Below are 22,057 nucleotides of genomic sequence, written 5' to 3' on the forward strand. Positions count from 1 at the left end.
AGACCACAAGACTGGACTACGCGAGGACGACCACCGCGCGCGACATCCCCAGGACCTTCTGCCCGGCGCTCATCGCCGTCAGGTCGACCCGTACCCGGTTGTCGTCGAGCTTGGCCGCGACCTTCGCCGTGACCTCGATCAGCGCGCCCCGCTCGTCGTTCGGGACGACGACCGGCTTCGTGAACCGCACGCCGTACTCCACGACCGCACCCGGGTCGCCCACCCAGTCGGTCACCACGCGGACCGCCTCGGCCATGGTGAACATGCCGTGCGCGATCACGTCCGGCAGCCCGACCTCGGTGGCGAACTTCTCGTTCCAGTGGATCGGGTTGAAGTCACCCGACGCACCCGCGTACCGGACCAGCGTCGCCCGCGTCACGGGGAAGGACGCACCCGGCAGCTCGGTGCCGACCTCGACCGCGTCGTACTGGATCTGGGCAGCCATCTCAGGCCTCCTCGGGGGCGGAAGCGGCGGCGGACGCGGACTCGGGCTCGGGCTCGGCCGCGGGCTCGGCCGCGGGCTCGGCCGCGGGCGCCGGTGCGCGCGAGACGAGCTTCGTCCACGCGGTCACCACGTGCTCGCCCGTCTCGTCGTGGACCTCGCCGCGGATGTCGATGATGTCGTTGCCCGCGAGCGACTTCACGGCCTCGATGGTCGACGTCACCGTCAGCCGGTCACCGGCCCGGACGGGCCGCGAGTAGGCGAACTTCTGGTCGCCGTGCACGACGCGGCTGTAGTCCAGCCCCAACTGCGGGTCCTCGACGACCTGGCCGGCCGCCGCGAAAGTGATGGCGAACACAAAGGTCGGGGGAGCGATCACGTCCAGGTGACCGAAGGCCTTGGCGGCGTCGGGGTCGGTGTAGACGGGATTGGCGTCACCCACCGCAACCGCGAATTCGCGGATCTTCTCCCGGCCGACCTCGTACGGATCGGTGGGCGGGTAGCTCCGCCCCACGAAGGACTGGTCGAGCGCCATGGCTCCCTACCTCCCTGTTGAAACGACCTGATGGAACGGCCTGTTGGACGGCTTGTTGGAACGACCTGCTGAAACGACACAAGGCCGCCCCCCAATGACGGGGACGACCTCATGACGGTGCCTGTTGTACGAGACTTCGCCAGTTGTCAGCGGGTCTCGCGGTGCGCGGTGTGCGAGTTGCAACGCGGGCAGTGCTTCTTCATCTCAAGACGGTCCGGGTCGTTACGCCGGTTCTTCTTGGTGATGTAGTTCCGCTCCTTGCACTCCACGCAGGCCAGCGTGATCTTCGGGCGGACGTCGGTGGCAGCCACGTGAGTGCTCCTTGACGGAAATTGGGACGGATGAACGCATACAAGAGTAGCCGACCGGGAGACCGACCCCGCAATCGGCTACTGTGTGTAGCGGCGACCGGACTTGAACCGGTGACACAGCGATTATGAGCCGCTTGCTCTACCGACTGAGCTACGCCGCTTTGATGAGATCCGTTCCCCACCCGAGGGTGGGGAACCTCTCTCACCAGAGCCCCAATGCGGAATCGAACCGCAGACCTTCTCCTTACCATGGAGACGCTCTACCGACTGAGCTATTGGGGCGAGCGAGGAAGACATTACACGCTCGTCCACCGATCGCCCAAATCCTTTGCGGGGCCTGGGCTCGGAGCGGCGCCGCCGCGTTTCCCGATCATCCCGGAACGCCTCTCCGGGCGCCTTTCACCCCGGAAAGTGTCAGGTGTCACATCGCGGTCCACTCAGACGCACCGGTACGACTATTGGCCTCTTCCGTGAAGCGAGCACCCCTGCCCCCTAGGCTCTGAGCACGCTGCGTGATCTTGGGCCGCGGGCCGCGGCCAAGGCCCAGGAACCGCCCGAGCCACCGCAGGAGCGCGATGTCCGACAGCCAGCCGCAGCCGCCGTCCCACTCCCCGCGCAACCGCCCGGCCGGCGGCGGGCACTCACACGGCCACCCGCACGGCACCTCCCCCGGCGGCGCCCCCGGGAACCCCGGGCCCGTGGCCGCGGAATCCGCCACCCTCCTCCTCACCGGCGCCCGCCTCACCGACGGCCGCACCGTCGACGTCCGCCTCGGCGGCGGCCGGATCCAGGCCGTCGGCACGGCCGGCAGCCTGCCCGCCCCCGCGGCCTCCCGCGTCGACCTCGGCGGCTACCTCCTGCTCCCCGCCCCCGCCGAGCCCCACTCCCACGGGGACACCGCGCTGACCGCCGACAGCGAGGGGCCCGTCTCCTACACCCCCGACGAGGTGCAGCGCCGGGCCACCGAGGCCGCCCTGCTCCAGCTCGGCCACGGCGCCACGGCCGTACGGTCCCACGTGCGCATCGGCGACGTGCACGGCCTCGGCCCCCTGGAGGCGGTGCTCCAGGCCCGCCGCTCCCTGCGCGGGCTCACCGACCTCACCGCCGTCGCCGTCCCCCGGCTGCTGACCGGGGTGGCCGGCGCGGACGGGCTCGCCATGCTGCGGGACGCCGTGAAGATGGGCGCCTCCGTCATCGGCGGCTGCCCCGACCTCGACCCCGACCCGACGGGCTTCCTCGAAGCCGTGCTGGAACTCGCCGCCGAGCACGGCTGCCCCGTCGACCTGCACACCGACGGCGATGACCCCGCCCGCCTGTCCCGGCTCGCGGCCATGGCCGGCGGGCTGCGCCCCGGCGTCTCCATCGGCCCCTGCGGCGGTTTGTCCCGGCTCCCGCTGGACGTGGCGAGCCGGGCCGCCGACCAGCTGGCGGCGGAAGGCGTACGGGTGACCTGCCTCCCCCAGGGCGACTGCGCGGCCCTGGAACGCCGCGGCCTGCGCACCGCCCCCGTACGGCTGCTGCGGGCCGCCGGGGTCCGGGTCGCGGCCGGCAGCGGGGCCCTGCGGGACGCGGGCAATCCGGTGGGGCGCGGCGACCCGCTCGAAGCCGCGTACCTCCTGGCCTCCCAGGGCGGGCTGCGCGCCACCGAGGCCTACCACTCGGTCAGCGCCGCCGCCCGCGAGGCGATGGGCCTGCCCGAGGTGCGGGTGGAGGCCGGCTTCCCGGCGGAGCTGCTCGCCGTGCGCGGGGACCGGATCGCGAGCGTGCTGTCCCTGGCGTACAGCCGGATCGTGATCCACCGCGGGCGGGTGGTAGCCCGTACGAGTGCCGTACGGGAGTACTGCGACTCCGCCGTCGCCGTGGCCCTGGACCTGCCCCGGCAGGGCCGTACGGAGCCCGGCAACTGAGAGTTCGCCGTACGTTCGCGGGCGCGCTCGCCCAGCTCGTCGTACGGTCGGGACATGCGCATCGTCATCGCGGGTGGACACGGTCAGATCGCGCTGCGGCTGGAGCGCCTGCTCGCCGCGCGCGGGTACGAGGTCGCGGGCATCATCCGCGATCCGGGACAGGGCGACGACCTCAGGGAGGCGGGCGCCGAACCGGTGCTGTGCGACCTGGAGTCGGCGTCGGTCGAGCACGTGGCGGGCATCCTGCAGGGCGCGGACGTCGCGGTGTTCGCGGCGGGCGCGGGTCCCGGCAGCGGTGTCGGGCGCAAGGACACGGTGGACCGGGGCGCGGCGGTGCTCTTCGCGGACGCGGCCGAACGGGCCCGTGTACGCCGCTTCCTGATGGTCTCTTCGATGGGCGCGGACTCGCGCCACGAGGGCGACGAGGTCTTCGACGCCTACCTCCGCGCCAAGGGCGAGGCCGACGACCACGTCCGCACCCGCCTGGGCCTGGAGTGGACGGTCCTGCGCCCCGGCTCGCTGCTCGACGACGCGGGTACCGGCCTGGTCCGTCTGGAGGCGCGGGCGGGCCGCGGGCCGGTCCCGCGCGACGACGTGGCGGCGGTTCTCGCCGAGCTGATCGAGACGCCCGCGACGGCGGGCCTCACCCTGGAGCTGATCTCCGGCTCGACGCCGGTCCCGGTGGCGGTCAAGGACGTGGCGGGCAACTGACCGCCCACCAGGCGGCGGCCTGCAGCCCGCGGTCGGAACCCGGGGCCCAGATCCGGGGCCCAGATCCGGGGGCCCCGGAACCGGGGCTCAGAACTCGGCGGTCACCTGGTCGTCGGACCGTCCGACCGAATCCTGTTGGAAGCGCTCCTCGTACGCCCGCCGGATCCGCTCGACGCGCGCTCCACGCTCGTCGGCCTCCTTCTCCGGGTAGAGCAGCACCACCTCGTACGAGATCTCGCGGATGACCTTCCCGTCCCGCCGCCACTGTCCGCGCCCGTCCTGGAGGGTGAGTCCCTCGGGGAAGGCGGGGGTGATCTCCCGGTCGAGGAAGCCCATGAACTCCCGCTCCCCGACCGGCGGCAGGCCCGGTCGCTCGGTGCCGAAGTAGAGCCGGGTCTCTTGGTAGGGCTCCCCCACATGGGGGTGCAGCGCCGCCCCGACCAAGGCCGGGATCCCGGCGCCGAGCAGGGCGAGGAGTACCCCGCCGCCGACCTTTCCGCGCGTCTCAGAAGTAAATTTCACCCCCGATGAACGACCGGGCGCCCTCATCGGCACGCGGGAGCCGCCCGATGGGGTCACGCCGCGTCCACGCCGCCCGGCCCCTCAGGCCGTTTCCATCCTGCGCCGCCACCACGGGTCCCCCGCCGGGGCGTACGGATCGGCCAGCGTGCGGGCGAGGAACCGCGCGTCGAGCGGTGCGAGCACGGCCCGCAGCTCCCGCGCGGCGCGGCGGGTCAGCAGGTGGCAGAAGGCTTCCAGGATCTCCCGGTCGTCCCCGCCGTCGGGTTCGCAGCAGGGGCAGTCGCGGTACCAGCTCGGGTAGATCACCCACGGGCCGCGCCGGTACACCATCGCGCGCCAAGTGGACAGCGCCCGATAGGCCGCACCCAGCTCGGACCGGCGGTGCTCGATGCGGGAGATCTCCGCGAGGGTGCGGGAGGAGACACCCGGGACGACGGCTCGGGCGACCTTTCGGGACGTCCGGCGTGGCAGGTCCGACCTGACCTGCGAGGGCGCCTTACGCGCCATGGCCCTTTCGGCCGCTGATGCTGATCATGCGGTCAGCATGCCCCTCCGGACCCGCCGACGCACACGGGTTTTCCACTCGCTGCCCTGCGAGGCGTACGCGGCACGAGGCGTACGCGGCATACGAGAAAACCCCCGTTCACTGCGTTTCCGCAATGAACAGGGGTCTCACTCGCGTGGCGGCGCCAGGGTTCGAACCTGGGTAGGCTGAGCCGGCAGATTTACAGTCTGCTCCCTTTGGCCACTCGGGCACACCGCCATGATCGCTGCCATCTTTCCGCCTTTCGGCGGCGCTCCGTGGCAACGACGTAAACAATACCCGATGGCCGGGGGTGCTTCGCCACCGGATTGATCAGCGCCGCACGCGGGCGCGGTGGCTAGGCTTTGGGGAGCGGGCCGGGGATGTCCGGCCGCGCCCTCCGGGGCGATCACAACCGACTTCAAGGAGCCACAGCACATGGCCGACTCCAGTTTCGACATCGTCTCGAAGGTCGAGCGGCAGGAGGTCGACAACGCCCTCAACCAGGCCGCCAAGGAGCTCTCGCAGCGCTACGACTTCAAGGGCACCGGCGCCACGATCGCCTGGTCGGGCGAGAAGATCCTGATGGAGGCGAACTCCGAGGAGCGCGTCAAGGCCGTCCTCGACGTCTTCGAGACCAAGCTGGTCAAGCGCGGGATCTCCCTCAAGGCGCTCGACGCCGGTGAGCCGCAGCTGTCCGGCAAGGAGTACAAGATCTTCGCCACGATCGAGGAAGGCATCTCCCAGGAGAACGCCAAGAAGGTCGCGAAGATCATCCGGGACGAGGGCCCCAAGGCCGTCAAGGCCCAGGTCCAGGGCGAGGAGCTGCGCGTCAGCTCCAAGAGCCGCGACGACCTCCAGACCGTCCAGACCCTCCTCAAGGGCAAGGACCTGGACTTCGCGATCCAGTTCGTGAACTACCGCTGATCAAGATCCCTGACCCGCGCGCACGCGGGTGACGCCGGGAACGACGGGGGCACATCGCCGAGGACCACCTCGACGGGTGCCCCCTTGGCGTTCCCCCTGGGTCTCCTCCCACTGCACGCCGCCGCGCCGGACGTTGGCGACCGCGCCGTTCGGTCGGGGCGGGCGCCCGGCGCCCGGCGCCCCGGTGGCATGTGCCGGGCGTGAGAGGCGTGCGCGCCTGTGGCGCTTCCCGTGGGCACTTGGGTGACGCGCGGTGCGCCCACCACGCTGAGGGTGTTCATGACCGCAGTGACAGGGGGGTTCCCGCATGCCTGGGGGCCGGCACGTTTCGCGAGGACTTCGGGGCGTCCGTCGTCGTCGCCCTGGTGGCGCTACCGCTCTGTGCCGGGGTGGCCGTCGCCTCCGGCGTGCCGGCCGAGCTGGGGATCGTCACCGGAGTGGTGGGCGGGCTGGTCACCGGGTGGTTCCCGGGCAGTTCGCTCCAGGTGAGCGGGCCGGCCGCCGGGCTCACCGTGCTCGTCTACGAGGCCGTGCGGACGTACGGGCTGCCCGCGCTCGGCGTACTGGTCCTCGCCGCCGGCCTGGTCCAGCTGGGCATGGGCGCGCTGCGGCTCGGACGGTGGTTCCGGGCGATCTCCGTGGCCGTCGTGCACGGGATGCTGGCGGGGATCGGACTCGTGCTGATCGCCGGCCAGTTGTACGCCGTGGCCGGTGTGCGGGGTCCCACGAGGACCTTGGAGAAGCTGGCCGGGTCCGTCGAACTCGGCGGGCGGGCCGACTGGACCGCCGTGGTGCTCGGGGCGGGGACCGTCGCCGTCCTGGTGCTCTGGCGCCGGATGCCGGACCGGCTGCGGCTGGTGCCGGGGGCGCTCGTCGGGGTGGTCGCCGCGACCGCGGCGGCGATGGTGCTGCGGCTGCCCGTGGAGCGGGTCCGGGTGACGGGCGTCCTGCAGGCCGTGACGCCGCCCGGCTGGGGGGACTTCGGGGTTCTGGCCTCCGTCGGGGCGCTCGGAACCGTGGTCGCGCTCGCGCTGATCGCCTCCGCCGAGACGCTGTTCAGCGCGGCCGCCGTGGACCGGATGCACGACGGGGCCCCGACCGACTACGACCGCGAACTGGTCGCACAGGGCTTCGGGAACACCCTGTGCGGGCTGCTCGGCGCGCTGCCGATGACCGCCGTCATCGTCCGCAGCGCCGCCAACGTCGAGGCCGGGGCGGGCACCCGGGCGGCCCGTGTCCTGCACGGCGGCTGGCTGCTGCTGTTCGCCGTGGCGGTCCCGGGGCTGCTGGAGGCGGTCCCCCTCGCCGCGCTCGCCGGGGTGCTGCTGCACGCCGGCTGGAAGCTGCTGCCGGCCCGGGCGGTGGCCGCCCTGTGGCGCACGCACCGGGGCGAGGCGGTGGTGCTGGTGGCGACGGCCTCCGCGATCGTGGCCACGAACTTCTTCGAGGGCGTGCTCGTCGGGCTGGGGATCGCCATCGCCAAGGCGGCGTGGGAGACCTCCCACGTGCACGTCGAGCAGGTGTGGGAGGGCGAGGAGCTGCGCGTCCGGATCCTGGGCAACGCCAGCTTCCTGCGGCTGCCCAAACTCCTCGACGAGCTGGACGCGCTGCCGCACGGGAGCGCCGTACGGCTCGACTTGAGCGGGCTGCGCCACCTCGACCACGCCTGCCTGACGGCGCTCGACGGCTGGGAGCAGGCCCGCGCGCCGCTCCCCGGCCGCGAAGGCGTCATCTTAGGCGGTCTACCCTCCGGCCGTGGACAACGAGCTGAAGCGCACCCTGGGAGTCTTCGACGCGGTCGTCGTCGGGCTCGGAGCGATGGTCGGGGCCGGGATCTTCGCCGCGCTCGCCCCGGCGGCCGGCGCGGCCGGCGGAGCGCTCCTCGCGGCGCTCGCGCTGGCGGCTCTGGTGGCCTACTGCAACGCGCACTCCTCGGCGCGGCTGGCCGCCCGGTACCCGTCCTCGGGCGGCACCTACGTGTACGGGCGCGAGCGGCTCGGGCCCTTCTGGGGGTATCTGGCCGGCTGGGGCTTCGTCGTCGGCAAGACCGCCTCCTGCGCGGCGATGGCGCTCACCGTCGGGGCGTACGTGTGGCCCGGGCAGCAGCGCGCGGTGGCCGTGGCGGCGGTGGTGGCGCTGACCGCCGCGAGCTACGGCGGGGTGCAGAAGTCCGCCCGGATCGCCCGGGTGATCGTGGCGGCGGTACTGGCCGTGCTGGCCGGGGTCGTCGTGGCCTGTCTGTCCTCCGGCGCGGCCGACGCGGACCGTCTCGGCAGCGCGGACTGGGGCGCCGCCGGCCTGCTCCAGGGCGCCGGGCTGCTGTTCTTCGCCTTCGCGGGCTATGCCCGGATCACGACCTTGGGCGAGGAGGTCCGGGATCCGGAGCGCACGATCCCGCGGGCGGTGCCCCTCGCCCTGGGGATCGCCCTGCTCGTGTACGCCGCGGTCGCGGTCGCGGCACTGTCGGTGCTCGGCAGCGACGGTCTGGAGCGCTCGGCGGCGCCGCTGGCCGACGCCGTGCGCGCGGCCGGGTGGTCCGGACTGACTCCCGTCGTGCGGGTGGGTGCGGCTCTGGCGGCGCTGGGCTCGCTGCTGGCCCTCGTGCTCGGGGTGTCGCGGACGACGCTGGCGATGGCCCGGGACGGTCATCTCCCGCGCGCGCTGGCCGCCGTACATCCCCGGCATCAGGTGCCGCACCGCGCCGAGCTGGCGGTGGGAGTGGTGGTGGTGGTGGTCGCGGCCACCACCGATCTGCGGGGCGTGATCGGCTTCTCGTCCTTCGGCGTGCTGGCTTATTACGCGATCGCGAACACCTCCGCGTGGACTCTCGATTCAGGTGTCAAGGACCGGGCCGTGGCAGCTGCCGGGCTGTCCGGCTGTCTGGTGCTGGCCTGCGCGCTGCCCGCCGCGTCGACGGTCACGGGGGCCGCGGTGCTGGCGCTGGGCGCGGCGGCCTACGGCCTGCGCCGGCGGCTCACGCGCGGGATCTGAACTCGGCCCAGGGGGTCATCTCCAGGTCCCACTCCTCCCCCGCCCCCGACTCCTCGCTGAACCAGGCGGTGCCGTCGAGCCAGCCCCGCAGCCAGTCGGCGAGGCCGGGTGATTCGATGAACCAGGCGAGGCCGGGATCGCCCGAGTTCGGTTCGAACAGCAGGACTTGGGCGGAATCGGAGCGGCAGTCCACGCAAGCCCGCATGGCGCAGCCGAAGTCGGCTATCGGCAGCACCCCCTCGGGCCACCGCCACGCCGACCCGCGCATCGAGGCGTACTCGCCGACGGCTCGCTCCAGCGGCAGCAGGCCGTGCCCGGGGCCGAAGCCGCCGTCCGCGACGCGGGTGTAGAGCGCCGCGAGGAGCGGGGGCAGGGCGAAGCCCAGTACGGCCTCGGCCCGGCGCGGACCCTCGGTGTCGAGGGGAGCCGGAAGGGGTGCGGTCGACGTCCCCGACGCCCGGTACCGCTCCTGGGGGGAGCTGCGCGCGCGTCCGGCGACTTGCTTCAGCAACTGCTCGGTGTCATCCATGCACTCACAGTGACATCCCCCACTGACAATCGCCCTGACCTGCGATTTCAGTCGCCCTCCCGCTCCGTCCCGCGCGCGGAGTCGTACCCGACGAAGAAGGTGGGGCGGCGCTGCACGGCCGTGTAGATGCGGCCGATGTACTCGCCGAGCAGGCCGACGCAGATCAGCTGCACCCCGCCGAGGAACAGCATCACGATGAACAGCGAGGTCCAGCCGGGCACGGTCTTGCCCGCCAGGTAGACCACGAGGGTGGCGGCCACCATCAGCAGGCAGCCGAAGAAGCTGGCCACGCCCAGCCAGGTCGCCAGGCGCAGCGGCGCGGCGGAGAAGTTGACGATGCTGTCGACGCCGAGCCGGATCATCCTGTTCAGCGGGTATTTGGTCTCGCCCGCCACCCGCTCCTCGCGGCGGTAGGAGACCTGGCCGCTCGGGAAGCCGAGCCAGGGCACGAGCAGGCGGTACACCTGGTGCTGGTCGGGCATGGACTTGACCGCCTCGACCGCCGCGCGGCTCAGCAGCCGGAAGTCGCCCGCCTGCGCGGGCACCTGTTTGCCGACCAGGCGGCGCACCAGCCAGTAGTACGCGCCGGCCGTGCGCCGCTTGAAGGCGGTGTCGGTGCTCCGGTCGTCCCGGACCCCGTACACGATGTCGAGGCCCTCCGTGCGGGCCAGGGCGAGCATCTCCGGGATCTTCTCCGGCGGGTCCTGGAGGTCCGCGTCGATACTGGCGACGTAGGCCCCCACCGCGCCGTGCAGGCCGGCGGTGAGGGCGGCCTGGTGGCCGGAGTTCCCACGCAGCCGCACGGTCCGCAGCTCGGGCCACTCGGCCCTGAACCCGGTCAGCAGCTCCGCGGTGCGGTCCTGGCTGCCGTCGTCGACGGCGACGACCTCGTAGCCGACGGCCATGCCGTCGAGCGCGGGACGCAGCCTGGCCACGAGGGCCGGGAGCACGGCCTCCTCGTTGTACATCGGCACGACGACCGAGAGGATCGTGGCCGAGGGGGAAGCCGCCTGCGGGGTCGCGGCCTGCGGGGTCGTGGAGGGATCGGTCGGCATCGGTTCTTCCCTGCCCGTCGCTCGTGCCGCTGTGCGCGGCGCTCGGCCGCGGCCCGGCACCTTAGCGCGAGGCGAACGGCGCGTCCGTCGGGACGATCTCGCGGCCCAGCGGGAGCAGGGAGAGCGGGACCATCTTGAAGTTGGCGATGCCGAACGGGATGCCGATGATCGTGAGGCACAGCGCGATGCCCGTGACGATGTGGCCGAGGGCCAGCCACCAGCCCGCGAGGACCAGCCACAGCACGTTGCCCACGCAGGACCCGGCGCCCGCGTCATGCCGCTCGACGGTGGTGTAGCCGAAGGGCCACAGGGCGTAGACGGCGATCCGGAAGGCGGCTATGCCGAAGGGGATCCCGATGATGGTGATGCACAGGATCACACCGGCCAGGCAGTAGCCCAGGAACAGCCAGATCCCGCTGAGCACGAGCCAAATGAGGTTGAGGATGGTCTTCACTGACTGCGTCCTGCCATCTGTTCGAGCCGGGCGATGCGCTCGGCCATCGGGGGGTGCGTGGAGAACATCTTGGACAGTCCCTCGCCGGGACGGAAGGGGTTGGCGATCATCATGTGGCTCGCCGTCTCCAATCGGGGCTCGGGCGGCAGTGGAAGCTGTTTGGTGCCGGCGTCCAGCTTGCGCAGGGCGCTCGCGAGGGCGAGCGGGTCACCGGTGAGCTGGGCCCCGGAGGCGTCCGCCTCGTACTCCCGCGAGCGGCTGATGGCGAGCTGGATCACGGAGGCCGCCAGCGGGCCCAGGATCATGATCAGCAGCATGCCGAAGAGGCCGGGGCCCTCGTCGTCGTTGGAGCGGCCGATCGGGATCAGCCAGGCGAAGTTCACCAGGAACATGATCACGGATGCGAGGGCTCCGGCGACCGACGAGATGAGGATGTCGCGGTTGTAGACGTGGCTCAGCTCGTGGCCGATGACCCCGCGCAGCTCCCGCTCGTCGAGTATCCGCAGGATGCCCTCGGTGCAGCAGACGGCGGCGTTGCGCGGGTTGCGGCCGGTGGCGAAGGCGTTGGGGGCCTCGGTCGGTGAGATGTAGAGCCGTGGCATGGGCTGGCGTGCGGACGTGGAGAGCTCGCGCACCATGCGGTAGAGCTCGGGTGCCTCGAACTCGCTGACGGGGCGGGCGCGCATCGCGCGTAGAGCCAGCTTGTCGCTGTTCCAGTACGCGTACGCGTTGGTTCCCAGGGCGACGAGGACGGCGACGATCAGGCCGCCCCGGCCGAAGAGGCTTCCGATGAGGATGATGAGGGCCGACAGACCGCCGAGGAGTACGGCGGTCTTCAGCCCGTTGTGCCGGCGGTGCACGGTACGCCCTCCAAGTGGTGCGGCAGGGGGACCCGTCCAGGGTGTGTGGATCTGAGGGGCCTACGGTCCAGTGGACCCTCCCTTCCTGGTCAACGCCAGGTGAGGACGGCAGGTTCCCGGCGGGGCGCCCGCCCCGCCGCCCCGCCGGCCCGGGCCGTGGGGCGGCCGCGCCTGTTGGGCCGTACGGGTGACACGCGTACGGGTGACTCGGGCGCCGGGGCGCGCGGCCTACAGCGGGAAGAGGCTGCCCGTGGCGAAGCGCAGGACCAGCTGCGGGGCGCCCGAGAGGACCAGGGCGGTGGCGGCGGTGAGCACGACGGCCGCGGTGACCGGCCAGGGGGTCTTCGTACGGGCCCTCGCGCCCTCCTCCCCGGCGTCCCCCTCGGGGGTGCGGAAGAGCAGGGCCGTCCAGCGCAGGTAGTAGTACAGCGCGACGACGACGTTGACGGCCATGACGACGGCGAGCCAGCCCAGTCCGGCGTCGACCGCCGACCGGAAGACGGTGACCTTCGCGAAGAGCCCGATGATGCCCGGCGGCAGACCGGCCAGGCAGAGCAGGAAGAAGGCCAGCGCGAGGGCGGCGAGCGGGCGCTCGGCGTACAGCCCCCGGTAGTCGGCGAGCCGGTGCAGCGGCTTCGTACGGGCCACCAGGGCGGCCACGGCGAAGGCGCCGAGGTTCACGGCGGCGTACATGAGGGCGTACGCGACGGTGGAGCCGATCTGGTCGCGGCCGGCGTACGCGGCGGCGGCGATCGGGACCAGCAGGTAGCCGGCCTGGCCGACCGAGGACCAGGCGAGCAGCCGTACGGCGCCGCCCGGGCGGTCGGCGGACTGGCGCAGCGCGGCGGCGTTGCCGAGCGTCATGGTGAGCGCGGCGAGGACGGCGAGGGCCGGGCCCCAGATGTCGGAGTACGCGGGGAACGCGATCACCGTGACGAGGATGAGTCCGGTGAAGCCGACCGCCTTGCCGATGACCGACAGGTATCCGGCGACGGGCAGCGGCGCGCCGACGTAGGTGTCCGGGACCCAGAAGTGGAAGGGGACGGCGGCCGTCTTGAAGGCGAAGCCGACGAGGGTGAGGGCGACGCCGGCCATGGCGAGGGTGTCGAGCTGGCCGGGGACGTGTTCGAGCCGCTCTGCGATCTGGGTGAGGTGCAGGGAGCCGGTGGCGGCGTAGACGAAGCTGACGCCCATCAGCGACACGGCGGTGGCCGTGACGGAGGAGAGGAAGAACTTGAGGGCGGCCTCGGAGGAGAGCCGGTCGCCGCGGCGCATGCCGACGAGGGCGAAGGCGGGCAGCGAGGCGACTTCGAGGGCGACGATCAGGGTCGCGAGGTCGCGGGAGGCGGGCAGCAGGGCCGCGCCGGCGGCGGAGGAGAGCAGCAGGAACCAGTATTCGCCGGCCGGCATGCGCGCCTCGCGGACGGTGGTGACCGACAGCAGGGCGGTGACCAGGGCGCCGCCCAGTACGAGGAACTGGACGACGAGCGCGAAGTGGTCGGCGGCGTAGCTGCACGCGTCGGCGCCCGTGCCGGTGCCGGTGCCGGTGAGGCAGAAGGTGGTGCGGTCGCCCGCGCGCAGCGGCAGCAGGGTGGCCGTCGCCGCGGCGAGTCCGGCCACGGAGATCCAGCCGAGCAGCGGCTTGCGGTGCTCGGGTACGAAGAGGTCCGCGACCAGGACGGCCAGGGCGACGGCGGCGGTGATGACGACGGGCGCGATGGCGAGCCAGTCGACGGACTGGACCAGGCTGGGGGCGTCGGCGGCGGTGCTGACGAGGGGGTGAAGGACCGTCATGAGTTGCCTCCCGCGAGGAGCTTCTGGACGGCCGGGTCGGTGAGGCCGAGGAGGACCGCGGGCCACAGGCCGGCGAGGACGGTGAGGGCGACGAGCGGAGTCCAGGCGGCGAACTCGTAGCGCTGGATGTCCGCGAGGGCCGCCGGGGCGGTGCCCTCGGTGCTCGCCGTCTTCGGATCGCCCATGCACACCCGCCGTACGACGATCAGAAGATAGGCGGCCGTGAGCAGGGTGCCGAACGCTCCGACGGCCGTGTAGGTGAGGAACGCGGGCCGCGACAGCCCCTCGGCGGGGTCGAACGCCCCGAAGAGGGCCAGCATCTCGCCCCAGAAGCCGGCCAGGCCGGGCAGCCCGAGGGAGGCGACGGCGGCGAAGGCGAGGAACGCGCCGAAGCGGGGGGCGCGGCCGTAGAGGGCCGCGCCGGTGGCTCCGGCGAGGGTGTCCAGGTCGGCGGTGCCGTAACGGTCCTTGAGCGCGCCGACGAGGAAGAAGAGCAGGCCGGTGATCAGGCCGTGGGCGATGTTGGCGAAGAGCGCGCCGTTGACGCCGGTGGGGGTCATCGAGGCGATGCCGAGCAGGACGAAGCCCATGTGGCCGACGGAGGAGTAGGCGATGAGGCGCTTGAGGTCGCCCTTGCTGCCCTTGCGGGCGAGCGCGAGGCAGGCCAGGGACCCGTAGACGATGCCGACGGCGGCGAAGGCGCCCAGGTACGGCGCGAAGGTGGCCATGCCGTCGGGGGTGGCGGGCAGCAGGATGCGCACGAACCCGTACGTGCCCATCTTCAGCAGGACGCCCGCGAGGAGGACGGAGCCGACGGTGGGGGCGGCGGTGTGGGCGTCGGGCAGCCAGCTGTGCAGGGGCCACATCGGGGTCTTCACGGCGAGGCCGATCCCGATGGCGAGGACGGCCAGGATCTGGGTGGTGTGGGTCAGTTCGCGGCCATTGTCAGAGGCGAGTGCCACCATGTCGAAAGTGCCGCTTTTCAGTCCGATCAGCAGCAGACCGAGCAGCATGACGACCGAGCCGAGGAGCGTGTAGAGGATGAACTTCCAGGCGGCGGCCTGACGCTGGGCGCCGCCCCAGCGGGCGATGAGGAAGTACATCGGGATGAGGACCATCTCGAAGGCCAGGAAGAACAGCAGCAGATCGAGCACGGCGAAGGTCGCGAGGGTGCCCGACTCCAGGACCAGGAGCAGCGCGACGAAGGCCTTCGGGGAAGGGCCCGCGGGAAGCTTGAAATAGCTGTAGAGCGCGCACAGGAAGAACAGCAGCGCGGTCATCAGGAGGAGGGGGAGCGAGATGCCGTCGATGCCGAGGTGGATCCGGACGTTCAGCGCCTGGATCCAGCTGATGTCCGTCGTCGCCTGGAAGCGGGACGGGGCGTCGTGGTCGAAGCCCAGGGCGAGGGCGATCGCCGCGGCGAGGATGACGCCGGTGACGGTCACGCCGTGGCGCAGCACGGCTTGTTCGGGGCTCTTGCCCTTCAGCCCGGGCGGGGCGGGCAGGAGGGCCGCGGCCGCGCCGAGGAGCGGTGCGGCCACGACGAACGCCAGAAGGAACTGCATCACGGACGGGCTGATATCAATCACGGCTGACTCACGGCTCACGATCCGGCGTTGACGTTGGCGAGGACGGCGGTGGCGATCGCCAGGACCACGGCGCCGGCGAGCAGGGCGCTCAGGTAGCTCTGCACGTTGCCGGTCTGGGCACGGCGTACGAGGCCTCCGAGCAGCCGGGGTCCGATGCCCGCGCCACGGACGTACGAGTCCACCACCTCGCGGTCGAGGAAGCGTACGAGGCCTGCGGCGGCTCGGACGGGGCGGACGAAGAGGCGGTCGTAGACGGCGTCCAAGTGGAAGCCGGCGGCGGCGTGCCGGTGCAGCGGGCCGAGCAGCGCGCGGCCGGGGTCGGCGGCGGGGCCGGCCGGTACGGCGGGGTGGTCGTGGGTGACTTCGCCGACCTCGGGGGTCTCGGCGGCGGATTCGGCGGCGGCGGCGACCGCCGCGGACACCTCGGCGCGGGTGGTGGCGGCTCCGGCCGGGGCCAGGGCGGCCTTGGCCTCGGCGCGCTGCCACAGGGCGTAGGTGAGGACGGCGCCGACGACGGCGGCGCCCGTGCCGAGGACCGAGGTCGTCAGCGACGGGGTGAGCTCCTTGCCGTCGAAGAAGTCGGCGAGCGGGCCGGCCAGCAGCCCGAAGCCGACGGACGGGATCGCCAGCAGCCACAGCACGCCGGTCATGGCGACGGGCTCCTTGCCGTGGTCCGGGGCTGCGGCGCCCCGGCCCCGGAAGGCCATCAGCCACAGCCGGGTGGCGTAGGCGGCGGTGAGCAGGGCGGTCAGCACGCCGGCGACGAGGACCACCCAGCCGGCCGCGCTCGGTGCGAGCTCCGAGTGGCCGCCGGCGGTGTGCTCGGCGGCGACGAGGACGGCTTCCTTGGAGAAGAAGCCGGCGAAGGGCGGGATGGCGGCGAGCGCGAGCAGCGCGATCGTCATCGTCCAGAAGGCGTCGGGGATGCGCCCCGCCAGGCCGCGCATGCGGGACATGGCTGCCAGGGAGTTCGTACCGGCGGCGTGGATGATCACGCCGGCGCCGAGGAACAGGAGCGCCTTGAAGGCGCCGTGGGACAGGAGGTGGAAGACGGCGGCCGAGCGGTCGCCGACGGCCAGGGCCCCGGTCATGTAGCCGAGCTGGCCGATCGTGGAGTAGGCCAGCACCCGCTTGATGTCGTCCTGGGCCAGGGCCGCGAGCGCGGAGCCGACCATCGTGACGGCCGCCATGACGGCCATGACCACCAGCGCTGCCCGGGAGGCCGCGAAGACCGGGAGGAGCCGGGCGATGAAGTAGACACCGGCGGCGACCATCGTCGCGGCGTGGATCAGCGCGGAGACCGGGGTGGGGCCGGCCATGGCGTCCGGGAGCCAGGTGTGCAGCGGGAACTGCGCGGACTTGCCCGCGACTCCGGCCAGCAGGAGCAGCGCGATCAGCGTCGGGTGGTCGAGCCCGCCGGCGGCGACGGTGCCCAGGATCTTCGTGATCCGGAAGGAGCCGGCGTCGGTGGCGAGCGCGAACAGGCCGATGAGGAAGGGGACGTCGCCGAGCTTGGTGACGAGGAAGGCCTTCAGGGAGGCGGAGCGGGCCGCCTCGGTCTCCCAGTAGTGCCCGACCAGGAAGTAGGAGCAGATGCCCATGACTTCCCAGCCGACCAGCAGCACCATCAGGTCGCCGGAGTAGACGACGAGCAGCATGGCGGAGGTGAACAGTGAGACCAGAGCGGAGTAGGACGCGTAGCGCGGGTCCTCGCGCAGGTACGCCGTCGAGTAGATCTGTACGCAGGTGGCGACGACGCCGACCAGCACGGCCACCATGACGGCGAAGCCGTCCAGGTGGAGCGAGAGCTCGATCGGCACCGAGCCGGTCGGGGTCAGCTCGGTCGCCGTGTCGATCGCCTTGCCGCCGCCGTGGCGGAAGGCGACCAGTACGGCCAGCACGGCGGCGCCCAGCGTCGGCAGGATGGCGAGCGGCCTGACGAAGCCGGGGGCTTTGCGGCCGAGCAGCAGTCCCGCGAGCGCGCCCAGGAAGGGCAGGAGGGGGACGAGTACGGCGAGGGTCGGGGTGCTCACGCGGCGGCTCCAGTCGCGCTGTCCGGCTCGTGGCCCTCGGCGGTGTCGCGCAGCTTGTCGACGTCCGCGGTGCCCCGGTTGCGGTACACCATCAGCACGATCGCGAGGCCGATGCCGATCTCGGCGGCGGCGATGGCGATGGTGAAGAGGGTGAGGGCCTGGCCTGCGTGCAGGGTGTCGCGCAGCCAGACGTCGAAGGCCACCAGGTTGAGGTTGACGGCGTTGAGCATCAGCTCGACGGACATCAGGACCAGGATGGCGTTGCGGCGGGCGAGCACTCCGTACAGGCCCGTGCAGAAGAGGAGCGCCGCCAGCACGGCGGGGTAGGCGAGGTGCATCAGCGCTGCCCCTTCTTGTCCGCGGCGGGCGCGTCGGTGGTCGTCGCGCCGGTGGCCGGCGCGGTGGCGGTCGGCGCGGTGGCGGTCGGCGCGGTGGCGGGGGCGTCCTTGCGGGACAGCACGATGGCGCCGATCAGGGCCGCGAGGAGGAGGACGGAGAGCGCCTCGAACGGCAGCACCCAGTGCCGGAAGAGGATCTCGCCGGAGACCTTGGTGGAGCCCTGGGCGGGTCCGTCGAGGTCGATCCAGGTGGTGCGGAAGGCGTCGACGACCACCCAGACGAGCGCGGCGGCCGCGACGAGGGCGACGCCGAGCGCGACCGGCCGGTTGCCCGAGTCGGCGTCCGGCGAGCGGCCGATGGGCGCCTTGGTGAGCATCAGCCCGAAGAGGAGGAGGACGACCACGGAGCCGAGGTAGATCAGCACCTGGACCCAGGCGATGAACTCGGCGGTCAGCAGCAGGTAGTCGACGGCGACGCCGCCGAGCGCGACGACCAGCCACAGGGCGGCGTGCACGAGCTGCCTGGTGGTGACCGTGACGGCGGCCGCGCCGAGGGTGGCGAGGCCGACGAGGACGAAGGCGATCTCGACGCCGGTCGGGGAGAGGAAGCCGTTGCCTTGGGCGGCTGCGGTGATCACGCGTCTCCTTCCGGGGCCGGAGCCGGGGTGTCGGGGTTCGGCTCGGCCTCCGCGGCGGCAGCCGCCGCGGCGGCTGCTGCTGCTGCTGCTGCTGCGGCTGCCGCGACCTCGGCCTTCTCCACGGCCTTGCGGGCGGCGGCGACTTCCTTGGGTTCCTCGGCGGCCGGGTCCAGGGCGGGCGGGGCCGGGACGGTCCACATCCACTCGCGCAGCTTGTCGCGCTCGTGGGTGAGTTCGCGGATGTCGGTCTCGGCGTACTCGAACTCCGGCGACCAGAAGAGCGCGTCGAAGGGGCACACCTCGATGCAGATGCCGCAGTACATGCAGAGGGCGAAGTCGATGGCGAAGCGGTCGAGGACGTTGCGGCTGCGCTCACGGCCGCCGGGGGCGGGGGCCGGCACCGTCTCCTTGTGGGAGTCGATGTAGATGCACCAGTCGGGGCACTCGCGCGCGCACAGCATGCAGACCGTGCAGTTCTCCTCGAACAGGCCGATGACCCCGCGCGAGCGCGGCGGGAGTTCGGGCTGCACATCGGGGTACTGGGCGGTGTGCGAGCGCTTCGTCATCGTGCGCAGGGTCACGGCCAGGCCCTTGGCGAGGCCGGAGCCGGGGATGGGAGGCATTTACTGGATCGCCACCTTCACGATGCCGGTGAGCGCGATCTGGGCGAGCGCGAGCGGGATGAGTACGGTCCAGGCCACCTTCTGCAGCTGGTCCTCGCGCAGCCGGGGGTAGCTCACGCGGAGCCAGATCACCACGAAGGAGAGCGCGGCGATCTTGAGCAGGGTCCAGACCCAGCCGAAGTCGTCGCCGCCGAAGGGGCCGTGCCAGCCGCCCAGGAAGAGGACGGTGGTGAGGGCGCAGAGGACGACGATGCCGGCGTACTCGGCGAGCAGGAACAGCGCGAAGCGCAGGCCGGTGTACTCGGTGTACGCGCCGAAGATGATCTCCGAGTCGGCGACGGGCATGTCGAAGGGGGGCCGCTGGAGTTCGGCGAGGCCGGCGGTGAAGAAGACGAGCCCGCCGACGATCTGCCAGGGCAGCCACCACCACTCGAAGGCGCCGACGATGCCGGGGAGCGACACCGTCCCGGCCGCCATGGCGACCGAGGCCGCCGAGAGCAGCATGGGGAGCTCGTAGGCGAGCAGCTGCGCGGCGGTGCGGAGGCCGCCGAGCATGGAGAACTTGTTGGCGGAGGCCCAGCCGGCCATGAGCGAGCCGAGGACGCCGATGCCCATGACGGCGAGCACGTAGAAGATGCCGGCGTCGATGACCTGGCCGACGGCGCCCTCGCCGGGGCCGATCGGGATGGCGATGAGGACGAGGAGGTACGGGAGCAGGGCGACGGCGGGGGCGAGCTGGAAGATCCGGCGGTCGGCGTTGACCGGGACGATGTCTTCCTTCTGCGCGAACTTGACCCCGTCGGCGACGAGCTGGGCCCAGCCGTGGAAGCCGCCGGCGTACATGGGGCCGAGGCGGCCCTGCATGTGGGCCATCACCTTGTGCTCGGTCTGCCCGACGACGAGCGGGAGCACGAGGAAGACGGCGAAGACGACGATCAGCCGCAGGGCGACGTCGAGGACGTCGTTCACGCGTCGCCTCCCTTGTCGGTGGTGGGGTCGGTCTCGGTCTCGGTCCCGGTCTCGGTCCCGGCGGGGCCGGCCGGTTCGCCGGGGCCGGCCGGTTCGCCGGGGCCGGCCGGTTCGCCGGGGCCGGCCGGTTCGCCGGGGGGCTCGTCGAAGGCGGGCTTCGGGTCGTGCCAGGGCGCGTCCGTGCTCCGGGGCCCGGGCCGCTTCGGCGCCTCCGGCGCGGGTTCGGCCGCCTGGCTCGCGGAGCCGTCGGACGCGGAGCGGGTACGGCGCACAGGGCGCGCGGCGTCGGCCGGGCCGGTGCCCGGCTCCGCCGCGGGGGCGCCTTCGGCGTCCGCCGGAGCCTCGGTCCGGCCGGCCGGGGTGCCTTCGGCGTCCGCCGGGGCCGCCGTCTGGCCGGCCGAGCCCTCGGACACCGAGCGGGTGCGGCGGGCCGGGCGGGCCGGCGCGGCCTCGTCCGGAGCCGGAGCCGGAGCCGGGGTCGTCGTCGCCGTCGGGTCCGCGGCCTGGCTGGCCGAGCCTTCGCCGACCGTGCGGGTGCGGCGGACCGGGGCGCCCTCGCGGGGGGCGCGGACCGGGCGTTCCCCGGTGGCCCCGGCCGCGCCGGCGGCCGCTCGGGGGGTGCGGGCGGGGCGGGCGGGGGCCGGCGGAAGCTGGCCCTTCATCGGGCCCCAGTCGTTGGGGTCCGGCACGCCCGGCGGAAGCATCTGGCGGCGCCTCGGGGCGTCCGGATCGTGTGCCTCGCCCGGCTCCTTGGCGCCCGGCCAGGCCTTGGCGACGCGCGCGGCGAGGACGAAGTCCTTGCGCAGCGGATGGCCTTCGAAGTTCTCGGGGAGGAGCAGCGGGACGAGGTTCGGGTGGTCCGTGAAGACGACGCCGAACATCTCGAAGGTCTCGCGCTCGTGCCATTCGGCGCCCGCGTACACCGAGACCGCGGAGGGCAGGGACGGCGCCGAGTGCGGGACGGTGGTCCGCAGCAGGAGGCGGCGTACGCGGTGGTTCTCCAGCGAGACCACGTGCGCGCAGATCCGGAAGCCGGTGCCCGGCTCGTCGACCGCGCTCAGCCAGTCGAAGTACGTGCAGCCCAGCTTGTCGCGGGCGATCTCCAGCGCGGGGATCCAGCTCGCGGTGGGGACGTCGACGGTGAGGACGGAGTACGCGTACGAGCCCACGGCTTCCGCGCCGAAGACCGTTCCCGCCGCGTCCGGGAGGGAGTCGTAGAGGTTCACGCGTCCGTCCCGGGGGTGGCCGGAGGGGTGACGAGGGCGCTGGTCAGCTGCGCGGGCGACGGGGGGGCCGTCGTCGCGTAGCGCTCGGCCAGCGATTCGCGGGCGATCTTCTCCTGCAGTTTGAGGATGCCCTGCAGCAGCGCCTCGGGGCGGGGCGGGCAGCCCGGGACGTAGACGTCGACCGGGATGATCTGGTCGACGCCCTTGGTCACCGAGTACGAGTCCCAGTACGGCCCGCCGCAGTTGGAGCACGCGCCGAAGGAGATGACGTACTTCGGCTCGGGCATCTGCTCGTACAGCCGCTTGACGGCCGGGGCCATCTTGTCCGTCACCGTGCCGGAAACGATCATGAGGTCGGCCTGGCGCGGGCCGGGCGCGAAGGGGATCACTCCGAGCCGGATGAAGTCGTGGCGGGCCATCGAGGCCGCGATGAACTCGATCGCGCAGCAGGCGAGGCCGAAGTTGAAGACCCACAAGCTGTAGCGGCGGCCCCAGTTGAGGACCACCTTCATGGGCTCGGGCGCGAGGCGGGAGAGCACTCCCAGCTTCTTCGGCTCCGGGAGCAGCTGCGGCTCCGACGGCACGGCCGGTGTCCCAGCCGGTGTCACAGCCATTCGAGGACGCCCTTCTTGTACGCATAGAGCAGGCCGACGGCCAGGAAGCCGAGGAAGATGAACATCTCCACCAGCGTCGTGGCGCCGTAACCGGCGGCGGCGAACACCGTCGCCCACGGGAACAGGAAGATCGAGTCGACGGCGAAGATGACGTAGAGGAAGGCGTAGACGTAGTAGCGGACCTGGGTGTGCGCCCAGCCCTCGCCCACGGGGTCCACGCCGCACTCGTAGGTCAGCAGCTTCTCGCGGGTCGGGACGACGGGCCGCAGCAGGCGGCCGGCGCCGAACGCCACGGCCACGAACAGCACGCCGAGCGCGGCCAGGAGGCCGACGACCGAATACGTCTGGAAGTAGTCCGCGGCGAGCACGGTTACGGTCGATACCGTCGGTTCGGGCACGTCCGTTCCTCGTTCCTCGGCGACTGTCGACGATCAGGTTGATCTGGTACGGACGGGAGTCTAGGGCC

Annotated in this window: 23 protein-coding genes, 3 tRNA genes and 1 pseudogene; 5 read left to right on the plus strand and 22 right to left on the minus strand. The window is 72.4% G+C overall.

Features of this window, described 5'->3' with window-relative positions; translation table 11 throughout:
- Positions 1-16: 16 nt before the first annotated feature.
- The 5 genes from J7F03_RS02285 to J7F03_RS02305 all read right to left on the minus strand — a co-directional run bounded on the left by J7F03_RS02285 (position 17) and on the right by J7F03_RS02305 (position 1,570).
- Positions 17-445 carry a MaoC family dehydratase gene (locus J7F03_RS02285; RefSeq protein WP_214946895.1) on the minus strand — a complete coding sequence of 143 codons (429 nt, stop codon included), beginning with the start codon at positions 443-445 and terminating at the stop codon, positions 17-19.
- A 1-nt stretch (position 446) separates the two neighbouring features.
- Entirely contained in the window at positions 447-977 is a 531-nt protein-coding gene (locus tag J7F03_RS02290; protein ID WP_214946896.1) for a MaoC family dehydratase N-terminal domain-containing protein, read from the minus strand.
- Between the two features lie 146 nt (positions 978-1,123).
- Positions 1,124-1,288 carry a 50S ribosomal protein L33 gene (gene rpmG, locus J7F03_RS02295; RefSeq protein ID WP_006604855.1) on the minus strand — a complete coding sequence of 55 codons (165 nt, stop codon included), beginning with the start codon at positions 1,286-1,288 and terminating at the stop codon, positions 1,124-1,126.
- Between the two features lie 88 nt (positions 1,289-1,376).
- Positions 1,377-1,449: transfer RNA gene (locus J7F03_RS02300), tRNA-Met, on the minus strand.
- Between the two features lie 48 nt (positions 1,450-1,497).
- Positions 1,498-1,570, minus strand: a tRNA-Thr gene (locus J7F03_RS02305).
- Positions 1,571-1,863: 293 nt separating this feature from the next.
- Between J7F03_RS02305 and J7F03_RS02310 the strand changes: the two genes are divergently transcribed.
- Positions 1,864-3,195 carry an amidohydrolase family protein gene (locus tag J7F03_RS02310; protein ID WP_214946897.1) on the plus strand — a complete coding sequence of 444 codons (1,332 nt, stop codon included), beginning with the start codon at positions 1,864-1,866 and terminating at the stop codon, positions 3,193-3,195.
- Positions 3,196-3,249: 54 nt separating this feature from the next.
- Positions 3,250-3,906: an SDR family oxidoreductase gene (locus J7F03_RS02315; RefSeq protein WP_214946898.1), complete on the plus strand. Its 657-nt coding sequence runs from the start codon at positions 3,250-3,252 to the stop codon at positions 3,904-3,906.
- 87 nt (positions 3,907-3,993) lie between these two features.
- Here J7F03_RS02315 and J7F03_RS02320 read toward each other — a convergent pair whose 3' ends face one another.
- From J7F03_RS02320 to J7F03_RS02330, 3 genes are all read right to left on the minus strand, one after another.
- Positions 3,994-4,428 carry a DUF3574 domain-containing protein gene (locus tag J7F03_RS02320; protein ID WP_308378931.1) on the minus strand — a complete coding sequence of 145 codons (435 nt, stop codon included), beginning with the start codon at positions 4,426-4,428 and terminating at the stop codon, positions 3,994-3,996.
- 81 nt (positions 4,429-4,509) lie between these two features.
- Positions 4,510-4,935: a hypothetical protein gene (locus J7F03_RS02325; protein WP_214946899.1), complete on the minus strand. Its 426-nt coding sequence runs from the start codon at positions 4,933-4,935 to the stop codon at positions 4,510-4,512.
- A 174-nt stretch (positions 4,936-5,109) separates the two neighbouring features.
- Positions 5,110-5,191 (minus strand) — tRNA-Tyr (locus J7F03_RS02330).
- Positions 5,192-5,389: 198 nt separating this feature from the next.
- Here J7F03_RS02330 and J7F03_RS02335 point away from each other — a divergent pair.
- The 3 genes and pseudogenes from J7F03_RS02335 (at position 5,390) to J7F03_RS02345 (ending at position 8,869) form a co-directional block, all read left to right on the plus strand.
- Positions 5,390-5,878, plus strand: a complete 489-nt coding sequence (locus tag J7F03_RS02335; RefSeq protein ID WP_214946900.1) for a YajQ family cyclic di-GMP-binding protein — start codon at positions 5,390-5,392, stop codon at positions 5,876-5,878.
- Positions 5,879-6,189: 311 nt separating this feature from the next.
- A pseudogene (locus tag J7F03_RS02340) lies at positions 6,190-7,620 on the plus strand (SulP family inorganic anion transporter); the annotation flags it as partial.
- A 13-nt stretch (positions 7,621-7,633) separates the two neighbouring features.
- Positions 7,634-8,869, plus strand: a complete 1,236-nt coding sequence (locus J7F03_RS02345) for an APC family permease (RefSeq protein WP_214946901.1) — start codon at positions 7,634-7,636, stop codon at positions 8,867-8,869.
- Here J7F03_RS02345 and J7F03_RS02350 read toward each other — a convergent pair.
- The 14 genes from J7F03_RS02350 to J7F03_RS02415 all read right to left on the minus strand — a co-directional run bounded on the left by J7F03_RS02350 (position 8,853) and on the right by J7F03_RS02415 (position 21,989).
- Positions 8,853-9,398, minus strand: a complete 546-nt coding sequence (locus tag J7F03_RS02350; protein ID WP_214946902.1) for an SMI1/KNR4 family protein — start codon at positions 9,396-9,398, stop codon at positions 8,853-8,855. The genes J7F03_RS02345 and J7F03_RS02350 overlap by 17 nt on opposite strands.
- A gap of 47 nt (positions 9,399-9,445) precedes the next feature.
- Positions 9,446-10,453 (minus strand): glycosyltransferase family 2 protein, encoded by a 1,008-nt coding sequence (locus J7F03_RS02355; protein ID WP_214946903.1) that lies wholly within the window; start codon positions 10,451-10,453, stop codon positions 9,446-9,448.
- Positions 10,454-10,514: 61 nt separating this feature from the next.
- Positions 10,515-10,907 carry a YccF domain-containing protein gene (locus J7F03_RS02360; protein ID WP_214946904.1) on the minus strand — a complete coding sequence of 131 codons (393 nt, stop codon included), beginning with the start codon at positions 10,905-10,907 and terminating at the stop codon, positions 10,515-10,517.
- Positions 10,904-11,767, minus strand: coding sequence for a zinc metalloprotease HtpX (gene htpX, locus J7F03_RS02365; protein ID WP_214946905.1), 864 nt, complete (start codon positions 11,765-11,767; stop codon positions 10,904-10,906). Before htpX ends, J7F03_RS02360 begins: the two co-directional genes overlap by 4 nt.
- 228 nt (positions 11,768-11,995) lie before the next feature.
- Positions 11,996-13,561: an NADH-quinone oxidoreductase subunit N gene (locus tag J7F03_RS02370; protein ID WP_214946906.1), complete on the minus strand. Its 1,566-nt coding sequence runs from the start codon at positions 13,559-13,561 to the stop codon at positions 11,996-11,998.
- A complete protein-coding gene (locus J7F03_RS02375; protein WP_214946995.1) occupies positions 13,558-15,126 on the minus strand; it encodes a NuoM family protein in 1,569 nt (522 codons plus the stop codon). Before J7F03_RS02375 ends, J7F03_RS02370 begins: the two co-directional genes overlap by 4 nt.
- Positions 15,127-15,164: 38 nt before the next feature.
- On the minus strand, positions 15,165-17,183 hold the full coding sequence (locus tag J7F03_RS02380) for an NADH-quinone oxidoreductase subunit L (RefSeq protein WP_214946907.1): 2,019 nt from the start codon (positions 17,181-17,183) through the stop codon (positions 15,165-15,167).
- Positions 17,180-17,521 carry an NADH-quinone oxidoreductase subunit NuoK gene (gene nuoK, locus J7F03_RS02385; protein ID WP_214946908.1) on the minus strand — a complete coding sequence of 114 codons (342 nt, stop codon included), beginning with the start codon at positions 17,519-17,521 and terminating at the stop codon, positions 17,180-17,182. Before nuoK ends, J7F03_RS02380 begins: the two co-directional genes overlap by 4 nt.
- Positions 17,521-18,159: an NADH-quinone oxidoreductase subunit J gene (locus tag J7F03_RS02390; RefSeq protein ID WP_214946909.1), complete on the minus strand. Its 639-nt coding sequence runs from the start codon at positions 18,157-18,159 to the stop codon at positions 17,521-17,523. Before J7F03_RS02390 ends, nuoK begins: the two co-directional genes overlap by 1 nt.
- Positions 18,156-18,782 carry an NADH-quinone oxidoreductase subunit I gene (locus tag J7F03_RS02395; protein ID WP_214946910.1) on the minus strand — a complete coding sequence of 209 codons (627 nt, stop codon included), beginning with the start codon at positions 18,780-18,782 and terminating at the stop codon, positions 18,156-18,158. Before J7F03_RS02395 ends, J7F03_RS02390 begins: the two co-directional genes overlap by 4 nt.
- Entirely contained in the window at positions 18,783-19,751 is a 969-nt protein-coding gene (locus J7F03_RS02400; RefSeq protein WP_214946911.1) for a complex I subunit 1 family protein, read from the minus strand.
- Positions 19,748-20,977: an NADH-quinone oxidoreductase subunit C gene (locus J7F03_RS02405; protein WP_214946912.1), complete on the minus strand. Its 1,230-nt coding sequence runs from the start codon at positions 20,975-20,977 to the stop codon at positions 19,748-19,750. Before J7F03_RS02405 ends, J7F03_RS02400 begins: the two co-directional genes overlap by 4 nt.
- On the minus strand, positions 20,974-21,591 hold the full coding sequence (locus J7F03_RS02410; protein WP_214946913.1) for an NADH-quinone oxidoreductase subunit B: 618 nt from the start codon (positions 21,589-21,591) through the stop codon (positions 20,974-20,976). Before J7F03_RS02410 ends, J7F03_RS02405 begins: the two co-directional genes overlap by 4 nt.
- Positions 21,582-21,989 carry an NADH-quinone oxidoreductase subunit A gene (locus J7F03_RS02415; RefSeq protein WP_214946914.1) on the minus strand — a complete coding sequence of 136 codons (408 nt, stop codon included), beginning with the start codon at positions 21,987-21,989 and terminating at the stop codon, positions 21,582-21,584. The genes J7F03_RS02410 and J7F03_RS02415 overlap by 10 nt, the downstream gene beginning before the upstream one ends.
- Between the last annotated feature and the right edge of the window lie 68 nt (positions 21,990-22,057).

Source organism: Streptomyces sp. ISL-43 (assembly GCF_018614195.1).
Classification (GTDB): domain Bacteria; phylum Actinomycetota; class Actinomycetes; order Streptomycetales; family Streptomycetaceae; genus Streptomyces.

Bases quoted from the DNA above. Each gene is read 5' to 3' on its own strand.
- J7F03_RS02395 (WP_214946910.1), bottom strand. From the start codon at position 18,782: ATGCCTCCCATCCCCGGCTCCGGCCTCGCCAAGGGCCTGGCCGTGACC.
- J7F03_RS02310 (WP_214946897.1), top strand. From the start codon at position 1,864: ATGTCCGACAGCCAGCCGCAGCCGCCGTCCCACTCCCCGCGCAACCGC.
- J7F03_RS02335 (WP_214946900.1), top strand. From the start codon at position 5,390: ATGGCCGACTCCAGTTTCGACATCGTCTCGAAGGTCGAGCGGCAGGAG.
- J7F03_RS02410 (WP_214946913.1), bottom strand. From the start codon at position 21,591: ATGGCTGTGACACCGGCTGGGACACCGGCCGTGCCGTCGGAGCCGCAG.
- J7F03_RS02355 (WP_214946903.1), bottom strand. From the start codon at position 10,453: ATGCCGACCGATCCCTCCACGACCCCGCAGGCCGCGACCCCGCAGGCG.
- nuoK (WP_214946908.1), bottom strand. From the start codon at position 17,521: ATGCACCTCGCCTACCCCGCCGTGCTGGCGGCGCTCCTCTTCTGCACG.
- J7F03_RS02370 (WP_214946906.1), bottom strand. From the start codon at position 13,561: ATGACGGTCCTTCACCCCCTCGTCAGCACCGCCGCCGACGCCCCCAGC.
- J7F03_RS02375 (WP_214946995.1), bottom strand. From the start codon at position 15,126: ATGCAGTTCCTTCTGGCGTTCGTCGTGGCCGCACCGCTCCTCGGCGCG.
- J7F03_RS02325 (WP_214946899.1), bottom strand. From the start codon at position 4,935: ATGGCGCGTAAGGCGCCCTCGCAGGTCAGGTCGGACCTGCCACGCCGG.
- J7F03_RS02315 (WP_214946898.1), top strand. From the start codon at position 3,250: ATGCGCATCGTCATCGCGGGTGGACACGGTCAGATCGCGCTGCGGCTG.
- J7F03_RS02290 (WP_214946896.1), bottom strand. From the start codon at position 977: ATGGCGCTCGACCAGTCCTTCGTGGGGCGGAGCTACCCGCCCACCGAT.
- J7F03_RS02350 (WP_214946902.1), bottom strand. From the start codon at position 9,398: ATGGATGACACCGAGCAGTTGCTGAAGCAAGTCGCCGGACGCGCGCGC.
- J7F03_RS02285 (WP_214946895.1), bottom strand. From the start codon at position 445: ATGGCTGCCCAGATCCAGTACGACGCGGTCGAGGTCGGCACCGAGCTG.